The 13,653-nt window shown below is 53.7% G+C and carries 13 protein-coding genes; 7 read left to right on the top strand and 6 right to left on the bottom strand.

Translation table 11 applies throughout. From position 1 onward, the window contains the following. Positions 1-356: 356 nt before the first annotated feature. The gene (locus ABF463_RS04930; protein ID WP_415532448.1) at positions 357-890 is read left to right on the top strand and encodes an acyl-CoA thioesterase; all 534 of its coding nucleotides are present in this window, start codon (positions 357-359) and stop codon (positions 888-890) included. Between the two features lie 25 nt (positions 891-915). On the opposite strand, the gene ABF463_RS04935 is transcribed toward ABF463_RS04930, so the two are convergent. Beyond that, positions 916-1,464 (bottom strand): DUF2127 domain-containing protein, encoded by a 549-nt coding sequence (locus tag ABF463_RS04935; RefSeq protein WP_415532449.1) that lies wholly within the window; start codon positions 1,462-1,464, stop codon positions 916-918. 253 nt (positions 1,465-1,717) lie between these two features. On the opposite strand from ABF463_RS04935, the gene ABF463_RS04940 reads away from it, so the two are divergent. From ABF463_RS04940 to ABF463_RS04955, 4 genes are all read left to right on the top strand, one after another. Further along, on the top strand, positions 1,718-3,166 hold the full coding sequence (locus tag ABF463_RS04940) for a 4Fe-4S dicluster domain-containing protein (RefSeq protein WP_415532450.1): 1,449 nt from the start codon (positions 1,718-1,720) through the stop codon (positions 3,164-3,166). A 302-nt stretch (positions 3,167-3,468) separates the two neighbouring features. Next, entirely contained in the window at positions 3,469-3,984 is a 516-nt protein-coding gene (locus ABF463_RS04945) for a CidA/LrgA family protein (protein ID WP_415532451.1), read from the top strand. Next, a complete protein-coding gene (locus ABF463_RS04950; protein WP_415532452.1) occupies positions 3,981-4,688 on the top strand; it encodes an LrgB family protein in 708 nt (235 codons plus the stop codon). Before ABF463_RS04945 ends, ABF463_RS04950 begins: the two co-directional genes overlap by 4 nt. A 378-nt stretch (positions 4,689-5,066) precedes the next feature. Continuing rightward, complete coding sequence (locus ABF463_RS04955; protein WP_415532459.1) at positions 5,067-6,656, top strand: peptide chain release factor 3; 1,590 nt, start codon at positions 5,067-5,069, stop codon at positions 6,654-6,656. 98 nt (positions 6,657-6,754) lie between these two features. Here ABF463_RS04955 and ABF463_RS04960 read toward each other — a convergent pair whose 3' ends face one another. From ABF463_RS04960 to ABF463_RS04975, 4 genes are all read right to left on the bottom strand, one after another. Next, positions 6,755-7,408: a hypothetical protein gene (locus ABF463_RS04960; RefSeq protein WP_415532453.1), complete on the bottom strand. Its 654-nt coding sequence runs from the start codon at positions 7,406-7,408 to the stop codon at positions 6,755-6,757. A gap of 90 nt (positions 7,409-7,498) precedes the next feature. Continuing rightward, positions 7,499-7,891, bottom strand: coding sequence for a hypothetical protein (locus ABF463_RS04965; protein ID WP_415532454.1), 393 nt, complete (start codon positions 7,889-7,891; stop codon positions 7,499-7,501). Positions 7,892-7,906: 15 nt separating this feature from the next. After that, positions 7,907-8,572 (bottom strand): PspA/IM30 family protein, encoded by a 666-nt coding sequence (locus tag ABF463_RS04970; protein WP_415532455.1) that lies wholly within the window; start codon positions 8,570-8,572, stop codon positions 7,907-7,909. Between the two features lie 147 nt (positions 8,573-8,719). Beyond that, the gene (locus ABF463_RS04975) at positions 8,720-9,649 is read right to left on the bottom strand and encodes a D-2-hydroxyacid dehydrogenase (RefSeq protein WP_415532456.1); all 930 of its coding nucleotides are present in this window, start codon (positions 9,647-9,649) and stop codon (positions 8,720-8,722) included. Positions 9,650-9,733: 84 nt separating this feature from the next. On the opposite strand from ABF463_RS04975, the gene ABF463_RS04980 reads away from it, so the two are divergent. Beyond that, positions 9,734-10,810, top strand: a complete 1,077-nt coding sequence (locus ABF463_RS04980) for a lactonase family protein (protein ID WP_415532457.1) — start codon at positions 9,734-9,736, stop codon at positions 10,808-10,810. Between the two features lie 6 nt (positions 10,811-10,816). Here the strand turns inward: ABF463_RS04980 and ABF463_RS04985 are convergent, their stop codons facing one another. Then, on the bottom strand, positions 10,817-12,004 hold the full coding sequence (locus tag ABF463_RS04985) for a DegT/DnrJ/EryC1/StrS family aminotransferase (RefSeq protein WP_415532460.1): 1,188 nt from the start codon (positions 12,002-12,004) through the stop codon (positions 10,817-10,819). 247 nt (positions 12,005-12,251) lie between these two features. On the opposite strand from ABF463_RS04985, the gene purB reads away from it, so the two are divergent. After that, positions 12,252-13,653 (top strand): adenylosuccinate lyase (gene purB / locus ABF463_RS04990; protein WP_415532458.1); only part of this gene is annotated, 1,402 nt, incomplete at its 3' end.

Here is a 13,653-nt window from a genome sequence, read left to right on the forward strand (position 1 = left end):
TACTGCTTTTGGCACTTTGTTTAGATAATACGAAAAAGCGTCGGCATAATGCATACGACATTTTCTGCCGAAGTCGGCGATAACCACAGGCTGAGCACCCTAATATGTGCGACAGACTGTGGAAAAGCAAGAAAGGCGGCACTTTTTCAGTGTTTTTTTATTATAGCATCCCCTGTGTGCAGATGCAAGGAATTACATGAAAGAAATGCCCGGGGAAAATTGTAAAATTTGCATAAGAGGTATTTCTAACTTGCAATAGTGATATAATCTTGGTATACTTAAGCCATACGAAAGCACGGGTAAAGAACGCCGGGTGGGTTATTCCAAACCGGCATGACGGATAGGGAGGACATATAATGGAACATACTGCTGTCGAACCGAAAAAAGTAGTGCAGGCCGGTCGTACACCTGAAGAATCCGTGGCGATCATGACGGAATTGATTTTGCCGGCACAGGCTAATTTGCTGGGCAATTTGCAGGGAGGTCAACTCATGCATTATATGGATATTGCGGGGGCGCTGACTTGCCGCCGCCATTCCGGGCATGAGGTCGCCACCGTGACGGTGGATAAAATTGAGTTCCGTTATCCTATCCATGTCGGAGAAGTCGTCACGGTGACGTCGAAACTCGTTTGGGTAGGGCACACGTCAATGAAGGTGCGCATTGTGGTGGGCACGGAGGATTTCAAAACGCATCAGTCCAAATTGACGAATACGGCTTATTTCACTTTCGTGGCACTGGGTGACGGTGATCGCCCGGTGACGGTGCCGCCGCTGTTGCCGCAGACTGAGCAGGAAAAAAAGGATTTTGCACACGAGCAGGCAAAATATGAGGCGCGCAAACAGAAGAAAACCGCCGCCGCGGCGGCTTCCGCCAAACAGGATGCGTGAGCATAACGGCACATAAAGCAGTGGATCAATGCCCCGCTTCGGGGCATTCACGTTTTTTGGCGCGGAACAGCCGTCTTACCCGGCGGTATTCTACGACGGTTAATCCAATCATGGCAGCGTCGAAAACCGTGAGTGCGACCATCATCACGGTGGGGCGGATGCAGATGCGGTCGATTTGGTAGGCCATAAACAGCAGAATGGATAGGATGGCGAGCGGATAGGCCCACGGCTTTTTTCGCCACAAAAGCAGCATCAGGATACACTTAATTACGCCATGGGAGAGCAGGTACAGTATTCCAAAGATTTGCGCGTTTGTTGAAAAATGCATCCCGAAATGCAGCAGGATATTGGCGACCGGCTGCCACGGCCATGTGGAGAACAGACGATGCGCAAGAAATGTGAGCAGCCGGTTCATCCGCGTGGGATTCAGGAAAAACAACAGCGCACTGCCAATCATTTCAAACAATCCGCTCAGCCCTTTGCCCAGAATCGCGAAGCGAAATCCCACGTCCACAAGGTCGCCGGAAAACAGCAGATCCCGGCAGGATTTGATCCATCTCCCTAAAGCATTCATCGGCGTATCCTCCATTGCATATCCATCGTACTCCGCGTACCCGGTTCTGTCAACGGGTGATAAAGAGATAGAGGATATGTGGGTTGAAACATAAAAAACCATATTATAATAAAACCGTATTATTTTGCAGACAAATTCGATTTGCGCGCTTTACAGGGACTTGCTGCACTTGCTATACTGGTACTGCTAAAAAAGAGCGCTGCGGAAAACCGGGTGGTTGCCGTGGCGCGCTGTTGTGCAGGAGGATAATTTCTTGATTTTATTTGATACTGATGTGCAGGAATTAAAGTATAAAGTGCTGCGTGAGGTGGTGCGTCTGGAGCGCATGGGCAAACTCGCCGATGGGTACTACGATATTCCGCGTACCATTATTCCGGGACCCAAGGCGACCATGCGCTGCTGCATTTATCGGGAGCGTGCTATTGTAGAGGAGCGTGTCCGTGCGGCGATGGGCGACGGGGATACACAGGGGATTGTTTCCGTCATCGACAGTGCGTGCGACGAGTGCCCGGTACAGCGGTTTTCCGTCACCGACGCCTGCCGCGGCTGCCTTGCGCACAAATGCCATGCTGCCTGCCCGTTCGATGCAATCAGCTACGACAAACACAAGGCTGTTATTGATCCGGAAAAATGCAAAGAGTGCGGACGCTGTATGAAAGCATGTCCTTACCATGCCATTATCGAGCATCAGCGCCCGTGTGTGGCGGGTTGTGCGGCGAAAGCCATCTCCATTGACGATCAGAAAAAGGCAATGATCGATTATGATCGCTGCACATCCTGCGGCACCTGTGTTGCCCAATGCCCGTTTGGCGCAATGGTGGATAAATCGTTCATTTTGGACGTGGTGCATCTGTTAAACGAGGCGCGGGTAAACCCGGACGTGCATGTCTATGCCGTGCTTGCGCCGGCTATCGTCACCCAGTTCTCTTATGCCAAAATCGGGCAGGTGGTGGCAGGCATCCGAAAGCTCGGGTTCTATCGCTCGGTGGAGGCAGCCCTCGGCGCGGATGTTGTGGCACAGAAAGAAGCACAAGAGCTGGCTGAGAAAGGATTCCTTACCAGCTCTTGCTGCCCGTCTTTCGTGCGGTATGTGGAAGTGAACCATCCCGATCTGGTGCCGTTTATTTCCCACAATGTTTCCCCGATGGTGGAGGCTGCGCTGCTCATCAAGCAGAGCGACCCTGGCGCGAAAGTGGTCTTTATCGGCCCTTGCATTTCCAAAAAGATGGAGATTCAATTGCCCAAGACACAGGGTGCAATAGACAGCGTCCTTACATTTGAAGAACTGCAAGCTCTGTTTGACGGGATGGACGTGCAGGTGGATCAACTGGAAGAGGACCCGATTGATGATGCATCCTGCTTTGGCCGCGCGTTTGCCAGAAGCGGCGGCGTAACCCAGGCGGTGCGCAGTGTGGTGGAGGACGAAGGCCTTGATCTGGTATTGAATCCGGAGATATGCAACGGCGCGGAAAGCTACAAGATTGCACTGCTCAAGGCATCTAAGGGCAAGCTGGGTAAAAACTTTATCGAGGGAATGTCCTGCGTGGACGGTTGTGTGGGCGGTGCTGGATGCCTGACCCATGGCTTACGCAGCGTGGCAAAGGTGGACACATTCAGCAAAGAAGCCAGCCATCAGCATGTGGCGGAAAGTGTGGCGGATGCGGAGAATACGTTTTCCGCCGAGGAAAATGCGGGTTCGTAAGTGCGCCTGCTTTCTTGTGTAGAGTTTATAAAAAAGCTGGCTGCAAATTGGTAAAAATACATACAAAAAAACGGATGAGAGTAACGATAAGTTTATGGGAATAAGAGAAAATCCCACACACCCTTGTCAAGTTGGCGCATTATCCTTGTATTTGGGTTAAAAGAATAGTAGAATATAGCCACATTCATGGGCGGCGGTACGATTCGTATCGCCGCCCATGAGCGGGTGCGGTGCGAGTTAGGCGCCGCCCGATTTTGACCCGACCCGCATCCAGGCGAGTTCGGGATGCGGAGGCCTTTTTCATGAAAATTTTAGCGCAGTGCGGCATTGTTTTCGCTATCTGCGTGGCCGGACAGGTGCTTAGCGTGGTGACACACCTGCCTGTTCCCGGCAACGTATTTGGAATGATCATCCTGTTTCTGCTTCTCTATTTCAAGGTCATCAAGAAGCAGCAGATACGCCGTGTCAGCAGGTTTTTGATTGGCAACATGGCGTTTTTTTTCATTCCCAGCGGTGTTGCTATTGTTGCCAATTTCAACACCATCAAAAATGTGCTGGTTCCGTACCTGCTGGTCATCCTGCTGACAACCATCATTGTGCTGTCGGTCACAGGCGTCTTTTCCAACTGGATGATGAAGCTGTTCAATAGGAATGGCGGGAAAGCGGTGCCGCCCAAGGACCCTGCTGCACAGCCTCCGGTTCCCCCGGCTGATCCAACTGTGCCGCCGCAATCGCCGCGCAGGCCATCCCCACTGCCGCCTGCGCCGCCTTTGCCGGATGCAGGCGAGCCTGAAGCGAAAGGAGATGCTGCGCTATGATGGAAACAATCGTATCCAGCCCCCTTTTCAGTATTACGCTTTCTATCGCGGCCTATGCGGTTGGGCTGGTGATTTATCGAAAAACACGTCTGACCATTTTAAATCCGTTGCTGCTGGCGATTGTCATTGTTTGTGCAGTGGTGATGATTTTCCATATCAGCTACAAAGACTACATGGCAGGCGGACAGTTCATCACCCTGCTGCTGACGCCCGCGACTGTTGTGCTGGCAGTGCCGTTGTACGACCAGTTGAAATTGATTAAAAGATACGCGCCGGTCATTCTGGTGAGCATTTCGATTGGCTCGGTGGCGTCCATGTCTTCGGTGTATATTCTCTGCAAAGTTTTTGGCATGGACAAGATATTAATTCAGTCGCTGATGGCAAAATCGGTCACGACGGCAATTGCCATCGGCATCACGCAGGACATGCACGGCATTCAGGCTGTTACGGTGGTGGCAACGCTGCTGTCTGGAATTTTCGGCGCGGTGCTTGGCCCGCAGGTGTTCAAACTGCTCCGGGTGAAAAACCGCGTGGCGGTCGGGCTGGCGCTGGGCACCGCCTCCCACGCGGTTGGGACATCCAAAGCATTGGAACTTGGTGAAGACGAAGGGGCGATGAGCAGTTTGTCCATTTGCGTGGCGGGCATCATCACAGTGATTTGCGCCCCTCTCCTGTTTTCGCTATTCGCCTCCATTTGGAAATGAGCCGTATCTGCCTGAGAGCCGGGCGTGGAACGGGAAACGATGAAAACGGTGGGATAAGATGGACTGCCTTACGTACTTGTAGGGAAAACAAAATCCTTTCAGAGAAATCTTAAATTTCCGCAGGCAAGGCGCTGGCGTACGCATGGAAAATATGATATAATAAGAAACCGCGCGGAAACAGATACGCGCGGTTTTTTGATATACCGTAAAAAACTAGTACGTCTGCGTGCGGAGCTGGTTTTTATGGACGACCTGCATCTGGGTGCAGGCGGTCGCGAATGCCGGAATGTTCTATTCCAGAGGTGCCCGCGACTTGTTTGCATTGTATAGCAGGCGATGCCTGTTGAAAGGTGGATATTTGTGCCGCAGACTGATGAAATGATTAAAAAAATACAAAGGCGCAGAACCTTTGCCATTATATCGCACCCTGACGCGGGAAAAACGACCCTGACCGAAAAGTTGTTGCTTTACGGCGGGGCCATTCGACTGGCCGGTACTGTTAAAGGGCGAAAAGCCGCCAAATACGCCGTATCGGACTGGATGGAAATCGAAAAGCAGAGAGGGATTTCCGTCACCTCCAGCGTGATGCAGTTCGATTATGACGGCTTTCATATTAATATTTTGGATACTCCGGGGCATCAGGATTTCAGTGAAGACACCTATCGCACCCTGGTTGCGGCGGATAGCGCTGTCATGCTTATTGATGGCGCGAAGGGCGTGGAGGCACAGACGGTCAAGCTGTTCCATGTCTGCCGGATGCGGGGTATTCCCATTTTCACCTTTGTGAACAAAATGGACCGGTTCAGCAAGGACCCGTTTGAGTTAATGGAAGAATTGGAGCAGGTGCTGGGTATCCGCTCTTGCCCGATGAACTGGCCCATCGGCTCCGGAACGGATTTTAAAGGCGTGTATAACCGCGCGAAAAAACAAATTGAATTGTTCACAAGCGAGGGGCACGGTCAAAGGATGGTCGCGGCGAACATCGGTGCGGTGGACGACCCCAAATTCCGGGAGTTGCTGGGAGATAAGCTGTATGAGCAGCTTTGCGAAGACATCGAGCTGCTGGATACGGCGGGTGATGCGTTTGATTTGGAAAAGGTACAAAAGGGCGAACTGACACCGATGTATTTCGGCAGTGCCATGACCAATTTCGGCGTGCAGCCGTTTCTGGAGGATTTCCTTTCCTACGCGCCGATGCCTGCATCGCATAAAACATCGGGTGGCGAGGTGGAGCCGACACAGGCGGCGTTTTCGGGATTCGTTTTTAAAATACAAGCCAACATGAACCCCGCGCACCGCGACCGCATTGCATTCATCCGCATTTGTTCGGGCAAGTTTGAAAAAGAGATGACCGTCTATCAAGTGCGCGCCAGAAAAAACATCCGATTGTCCCAGCCGCAGCAGTTTCTCGCGCAGGATCGCAATATCGTCGAGGAAGCCTATGCGGGCGATATCATCGGCGTGTTCGATCCGGGCATTTTCAATATTGGAGACACGCTCTGCCCACCGGGGAAAACGTTCCAGTTTGAAGGCATCCCGATGTTTCCGGCGGAGCATTTTGCCAGCGTGACCATCATCGATGCGATGAAGCGCAAACAGTTTTTGAAGGGTGTGGAGCAGATTGCCGAGGAAGGCGCCATCCAGCTGTTCAAACAGCCGTTTGCCGGGTATGAGTCACTGATTGTCGGCGTGGTCGGCGTACTCCAGCTCGAAGTGCTGGAATACAGATTGAAAAACGAATACAAGGTAGATGTCCGTATGGAGCAGCTGCCTTACGGGTATGCACGTTGGGTGATGCCTGCCAAATTTACCACTGAGCGTATCGGCTACACAAATGACGCGCTGGTGGTGCAGGACGCATTCGGGCGGCAGGTTGTACTGTTTACCAATGAATGGTTTATGCGCCGCACGATTGACGAAAACAAGGATGCACAGTTTTTGGAGATTCCACCCGCTCCGGAATCTTGACAGGCACAATAAAAGATGGATGCAGCCGCTGCAAAATGCAGGCAAAAATGCCCGTTTCAGGCTGTGCGTGGGTATATCAACCTTAGCCCTATTTGAGCTCAGGAACCGGTTGTACCCGCCTCAAAGGCTTGGATGGCAAAATCCAAATCTTCCATGTCGGTGATTTCCCCGTAGGTGTCGCCCGATGGATTGGGATAGTAATAAAGCACTAATTTTTCCGCGCCATCTTCCAGAACAAGGAACAGCTGCTTGTATTTTTTGTCCAACACCAACGCAAGCACCCGATGGTCCTTTGTCATGCCGGTGCGATTTTCGGTAAGCGGGATGATTTTGTTGGCAAACCTGTAGACGGTTACCGTCTGATTGTCACAATGAACGATGTGGCTGCCGCAGCCCGGCTCACAGCGGTCGCAGCCCTCCATCTCGCACTCGCGCGGACATTTAAAACAGACACAATCCTTGCAGAATGTCATCTGCTCAAAGGTGCGGCGTCCTTCTTCCATGCCCGCCAGCAGTTTGCGCTCGGCCTCTTTTCCCGCACCGCGCAGTTTGTCAAAAAAACCGCCGGAGGTGTCTTCCTCCACGCGCTTGGATAGATCAATGATCTCCCGAAGTGCGGGCAGCCCACGCACGAATGTGCGTCGGTGCAGGGTGCTTTTTTCCACAAATCCGTCAAGCCCCTCCAGCGCGAAAACCGTGTCTGCGTAGAGTGCCTCCAGCTTCGCCAATTGCGCTTTTTCGCTTTGGTTCATAGGAATTTCCTCCCTGTTGTACGGCAGCCGTAATAAAAAACCGGCCGCGTTTTCGTGCGGTCGGATAAAAGTTGTTGGCTGTGCGGTCTGCTAAAAACGCCGCCTACGGCGAATAATCCAGCGGATAATGAGAATGATGACGATTGCGATGATGATGTAGCGTAGAATATGCAGCGCACTGAATCCAGTGCCGTATCCTCCAAAATGAAAAAATGAGGGAAAGAAAAAGAAGTGGTTGGAGGATCTGCCGGTGCTGCCGCTGAAAAAACTGCCGCCGGTACTGCCACCGAAAAAGCTGCCGCCAGTGCTGCCACCACTTTTGGGGGTGGTGTAGCCGCCGGTCCTATAGCCGCTTTTCGGTGAAGTGTATGTGCCGCCGCTGCCGCGTGCATCCGCCACCAGCGGGGATGCAATGCCGATACCAACGCAAAGCACCAGTGCCGCCGCAAGCGCACAGAACGTGCGCAACCATTTGTGTTTCATATAAAATACGCCGCCTTATGGATTTTGTTGCTTATATTTGGCAAGCTCGGCGTCCAGATCGATGTCGCCCTCAAGCTTTTTGAATGCGTCGTCCAGATTATCCTTTTTCATGTCGGCAAGTTCGCCCAGCCCTTCGGCCATCGCCTCTTTGCGCGCAATTTTGCGCTCGATGTCATCCATGTTGATGTCGTTTTTCTTTGTGGAGACATTGGCGACGATTTCATTGACTTTCTGGGAGGCCTCCGCCGTTTTGTAGCGCGCTTCCAACTCGTCGCGTTTGCGGCGGGTGGTATCGATTTCGTCACGCAGTTCGGTCAGCGTCTCTTTGAGTTTTTCCGCCTGTGCGTGCGCGGTTTCGTAGCTGGCGGACAATGTCTGCACGCGGGTGTCAATCTCGTGCTTGCGGGCAATGGCCCGTTTGGCCAGATCGTCGTTTCCTTTGGAAACCGCAAGCCGAACTTTTTCATCCCATTCGGTAGATTCCTGTTTGGCGGCGTTCAAGTCGTCCTCTACGCGGTGCGCATTGCCGATTACCTGCGCCGAGGAGAGCTGCGCCTGCCGAAACTTTTCTTCCATATCACGTAAGTGCTGGTTGCACATTTCGATCGGATTTTCCACATTGTCGAGCGCTTCGTTGATTTTGGCTTCTGTCATCTTGGCAAAGCGGCCAAAAATCCCCATATTGGTTCCTCCCGTTTCCAAGCGTCCGCGAGATGCCCGCGACGCGATGTGTTCCTGTTAAACAAAGTGAATACAGGCACAGTGTACCACAGGGGCGTGCGTTTTGCAATGCTGTAGCGGTTACAAAATACAGGGATTTTTCACGCGTCAATAACCGCGCGAAAGATCAATCTGCGTGGGTATCGGCGCGCCTGCTTTCCAAGCGCGGTAGGTCTGCAAAAACACATCCAGCGTGCGCTGGTCATACTGTGTGCTGTTGCCGCCGCTGTGGGGCGTGAGCATGACGTTTGGCATAGACCACAGCGGGCTGTCCGTCTCAAGCGGCTCCTTTTGGAAGACATCCAGCCCCGCCCCGCGGATGCCGCCGGTTTGCAGTGCATGGATGAGAGCCTGTTCATCCACTGTGCCGCCGCGGGAATAGTTGAGAAACACCGCCGTTTGTTTCATTTTGGCGAAAGCGGCCGCATCCATCAATTCCCTGGTGGCGGGGGTGAGGGGGGTGAGCAGCACCACATAGTCGGCCTGCGGCAGCAGCGCGTGCAGACTGTCGGTGCTTTGCACGTCGTCGAAATCAGGCAGCGGGGCGGGGTGGTTTTTCAAGCCGATGACCCGCATTCCGAACGTTTTGGCGCATTTGGCGACGGCCTGCCCGATGCGTCCCGCCCCGATGATGAGCAGTGTGCCGCCGTTCAGTTCGCCGACCTGCTGGAATCGCTGCCACACATGACGGTTCTGGTTATCACGGTTGAGGAACAGGTTGCGGCTGAACCCGATCATGACCCCGATAATCTGTTCGCTCATCTGTGCGCCGTGGGCGCCGCTCGCATTAGCCACAGTGATTTGCCGTTTGTGCAGAGCGGCAAAAGGCAGCCGTTCCACGCCCGCACTGAGCGAGTAGAACAGTTTCAATTGCGGGCAGCGAGTGAGCAGTATCTCATCACATCCAAATCCAAGCAGAATATCTGTGTTTGCAAGCAGTGCATCGCTCGGATCTTGATTGACCGTGACGGTTTCGCCGGTTTCATCATGCAGGCGTTTCGCCAATTCTTCAGACCAGTCAGCTTTAACCAGAATCATAAAATTTCCTCCTCTTTGCCCTGTATGGTGCAGGGTGTGTTACAATGATGAAAACGAATAAGGAATTAGAAAGGGTTGAACGATATGGATTGGGTAGCTTATATCGGCACCTATACTGGCGGGAAAAGTGCTGGAATCTATATGGCCCCGCTGCTTGCGGATGGCAGGCTGGGTACGCTAAAATTGGCTGCAAAAGCGGAAAATCCGTCCTATCTGGCAGTATCGCCGACCGGACGGTTTCTGTATGCGGTGCTGGAAACCGGAACGTTTGGCGGCAAGGCCAACGGAGGGGTGGCATCCTTTGCCATTGGTAAAGACGGGGTGCTGACACAAACAGGGGCGCAGCCGTCGATGGGGCGTTATCCTTGTTATCTGAGTGTGGACCCGTCTGAAAAATTTTTGTTTGTTGCAAATTATGGTGCGGGGGCGTTTGCAGATACGGGGCGGTCGGATGCGGCGCTGGCTGTGTTTCCGCTGCAAAACGGCACAATTGCCCCTGCGCTGTCGGTGGAGATACGCGAGGGCCACGGCCCGCATCCGGCGCGGCAAACGTTTCCGCATGCTCATTTCATTGACTTTGCACCGGATGGACAGCTTTGCGCGGTCGACTTGGGCCTGGATTCCATTTTCAGGTATCAGGTTACGGGGGCCGGCGCTCTGGAGAAAATAAGCCGATCCCGGATGGCAGCCGGACACGGGCCGCGCCATCTGGCGTTTCTGCCGCAGGCCGGGGCGGCGTATGTGGTTAATGAGTTGGACAACAGCTTAACATTGCTGCGTACCGATTCACAAGGCGGATACGCGGCGGAAAAAGACTATGCCACCCTGCCGGCAGATTTCTTGGGAGACAACCTGCCCGCCGCCGTCAAGATTTCTTCCGATCATCGCCTGATTGCCGTATCCAACCGGGGACACGACAGCATTGTTCTCTATCAAATTGATGACAAGGGATTGCTCAGCAGCCCTGTGTTTACACCGTGCGGCGGAAAAGGGCCGCGCGACCTCGTATTTTCACCGGACGGGTGCTTCCTCTATGCTGCCAATGAGGTTTCCCACACCATTGCCGCGTTTGCCGTGCGGGATGGCGCGTTGGCATTCCTGGGGGATGTCGCGCAAGTGGGCAGTCCGGTTTGCATCAAATTTTTGCATTTGCCCGACTAATCCGGCTTATGGCTTGAAAGCGTTTACTGCGTCCGCCACGTAGGAGAGCTCCTCCTCGGTCATGCCGGGAAAGACCGGCAGGCAGAGCGTCTCTCGTGCGAGCATTTCCGATACAGGCAGTGCGCCGGGACGGTATTGTAGTGTGTCAAACGCTTTTTGCAGATGCAGCGGCACTGGATAAAACACACCGCTTCCAATGCCTTGTTTGGCAAGGGCTTCGCCCATTTCTTTTTTGTAACGGGTGCACAGGGCGAACTGGTGCCACACATGGGTGGTACCGGCCGCCTGATGGGGCAAGGTAATATCCGTGCGATGGATGTGTTCCTGATAGAATGCGGCGTTCTTTGTGCGTTGCGCGTTCCATTCATCAAGGTGCGGAAACTTTACGTTAAGTATCACCGCTTGCAAAGTATCCAATCTGGAATTATATCCGATGATATAATTGTAGTATTTGTATGGATTATACAGTGGGTTTTCGCTTTCTGCCGGAGAGGGAGGCACCGGTTTGCCCTCCAACAGCGCGCGTGCCGCCGCGCCGGTATGCCCGCCGCCGTGGGCACGCAGGGCGCGAAAAAGAGTGGCATATTCGTCGTTGTTGGTGGTGAGGAGACCGCCGTCGCCAAATGCCCCAAGGTTTTTGGTGGGGAAGAAAGAAAAACAGCCCACATCCCCCCAGCCGCCGACTTTGCGGCCGCCGATGGCCGCGCCGATGGCTTGGCAGGCATCCTCAATGACCGCCAGCTTGTTCGCGCGCGCGATGGCGTTAAGCGTATCCATGTCTGCGGGCTGCCCGAAGATGTGTACAGGCAGGATGGCCTTGGTGCGTGGGGTGATACATTTGGCCACGCTTTCGGGGTCGAGGTTGTAGGTGTCGGGGCGAACATCAGCGAACACCGGCGTGGCGCCGAGGGACGCAACTGCTTCCGCCGTGGCGAAGAAGGTGAATGGTGTGGTGATGACCTCATCACCCGGTCCAACACCCAGCGCGACCAGCGCGATAGTGAGTGCATCGGTGCCGTTGCCGACCGCGACAGCGTGGCGCACACCCAAATAGGCGGCAAGCGTCTGTTCCAGATGTGCGACCGGCTTGCCCATCACATACGCGCCGCCGCGCAGACAATCCAGTATCTTTGGCTCTAGTTCCGGTTCCAGCAGGGCATATTGGCGCTTGAGGTCCAGCATTGGAATAGTCATCAAAACGGGCAGGCCCCCTTTTTATTTTGCAGATGGTGTTTGTTTTTTCTTAGGGTAGCACAAGCGGGGGCAATCTACAAGCCCCGTACATCGTGCCTGTTGCCCCGAGGTTGCCATGCAAAGAATTTTTCTGTTCCGATAAAAGGAGGCTGTGCCTGCGGCGGAATTTGTGGTACACTAAGAAACGCACCATACAATGTGTAAAAAATCGCCGTCCTACGGCTGTTTGTAAAATATGGAGGGCCTTATGAGCAGGGAACAATACGAAAGTCCGTTTTGCACGCGTTATGCCAGCACGGAGATGCAATACCTCTTTTCTCCGGACAAGAAGTTCAAAACATGGCGCAAACTGTGGATTGCACTTGCAAAAGCGGAAAAAGAACTGGGTTTAAACATCACCGCCGCGCAGGTGGCGGAACTGGAAGCCCACGCCGAGGACGTCAATTACGATGTGGCGGAACAGCGCGAAAAGGAAGTGCGCCATGATGTGATGTCCCATGTGTACGCATATGGCGTGCAGTGCCCGCAGGCAAAAGGCATCATCCATTTGGGTGCGACCTCCTGCTATGTGGGGGACAACACCGACATCATCATCATGCGCGAAGGTCTGCAACTGCTGCGAAAAAAAATCATCAACGTTATCGCGCATCTGGCCAAATTTGCGGATGAGCGGAAAGCGCTGCCTTGCCTGGCCTATACACACCTCCAACCCGCACAGCTTACCACTGTGGGCAAACGTGCTACGCTCTGGATCAACGAGCTGCTAATGGATCTCGAAGATGTGGAATACCGTATTGCAGGTCTGGCGCTGCTGGGCTCCAAAGGCACGACCGGCACACAAGCATCGTTTATGGCGCTGTTCGACGGCGACCACGAAAAGGTGAAAAAGCTGGAGCGGCTGATTGCTCAATCACTGGGATTTGAGAAAGTCGTGCCGGTTTCCGGGCAGACCTACTCGCGCAAGGTGGACAGCCAGGTGGTGGGCGCGCTGGCAGGCATCGCCGAGAGCGCCAGCAAGTTCTCCTATGATTTGCGCTTACTGCAAAACTTCAAAGAGATGGAGGAACCATTTGAAAAGCATCAGATCGGCTCCTCCGCCATGGCCTACAAGCGCAATCCCATGCGCAGTGAGCGGATGACGGCTCTTTCCCGCTATCTGCTTGCCAATTCCCTCAACCCCAGTTTCACCGCCGCCACCCAGTGGTTTGAGCGCACACTGGATGACTCGGCCAACAAGCGTATTGCGGTTGCCGAGGCATTTCTGGCGGCGGACGCCATCCTCAATATTTATATCAATGTGGCGGACGGGCTGGTTGTGTATCCGAAAGTCATCCGTCAGCGTGTGATGAAAGAGTTGCCGTTCATGGCCACCGAGAATATCATGATGCGCGCGGTGAAAAAAGGCGGCGACCGCCAGCAGCTGCACGAAAAGATTCGGCAGCATTCGCTGGCGGCGGCTAAACGTGTAAAAGAGGATGGTCTGGATAACGACTTGATCGACCGCATCGTGGATGACCCGGCATTTATGCTGGACAAGACGGAACTTGAGGGCGCGCTTACCCCGGAGCATTTCACCGGCCGTGCCGCCGCACAGGTTGAGGAATTCTTGAGCGAAACCGTCAGTCCGCTGCTTCATCAAAACAAGGCGC

Origin of the sequence: Ethanoligenens sp. (assembly GCF_047718355.1) — a bacterium.
Taxonomy (GTDB): Bacteria; Bacillota; Clostridia; order Oscillospirales; family Ethanoligenentaceae; genus Ethanoligenens.

Coding starts and splice junctions, on each gene's coding strand:
- ABF463_RS04930 (WP_415532448.1), top strand. CDS start 357: ATGGAACATACTGCTGTCGAACCGAAAAAAGTAGTGCAGGCCGGTCGT.
- ABF463_RS04935 (WP_415532449.1), bottom strand. CDS start 1,464: ATGAATGCTTTAGGGAGATGGATCAAATCCTGCCGGGATCTGCTGTTT.
- ABF463_RS04945 (WP_415532451.1), top strand. CDS start 3,469: ATGAAAATTTTAGCGCAGTGCGGCATTGTTTTCGCTATCTGCGTGGCC.
- ABF463_RS04950 (WP_415532452.1), top strand. CDS start 3,981: ATGATGGAAACAATCGTATCCAGCCCCCTTTTCAGTATTACGCTTTCT.
- ABF463_RS04955 (WP_415532459.1), top strand. CDS start 5,067: ATGATTAAAAAAATACAAAGGCGCAGAACCTTTGCCATTATATCGCAC.
- ABF463_RS04960 (WP_415532453.1), bottom strand. CDS start 7,408: ATGAACCAAAGCGAAAAAGCGCAATTGGCGAAGCTGGAGGCACTCTAC.
- ABF463_RS04965 (WP_415532454.1), bottom strand. CDS start 7,891: ATGAAACACAAATGGTTGCGCACGTTCTGTGCGCTTGCGGCGGCACTG.
- ABF463_RS04970 (WP_415532455.1), bottom strand. CDS start 8,572: ATGGGGATTTTTGGCCGCTTTGCCAAGATGACAGAAGCCAAAATCAAC.
- ABF463_RS04975 (WP_415532456.1), bottom strand. CDS start 9,649: ATGATTCTGGTTAAAGCTGACTGGTCTGAAGAATTGGCGAAACGCCTG.
- ABF463_RS04980 (WP_415532457.1), top strand. CDS start 9,734: ATGGATTGGGTAGCTTATATCGGCACCTATACTGGCGGGAAAAGTGCT.
- ABF463_RS04985 (WP_415532460.1), bottom strand. CDS start 12,004: ATGACTATTCCAATGCTGGACCTCAAGCGCCAATATGCCCTGCTGGAA.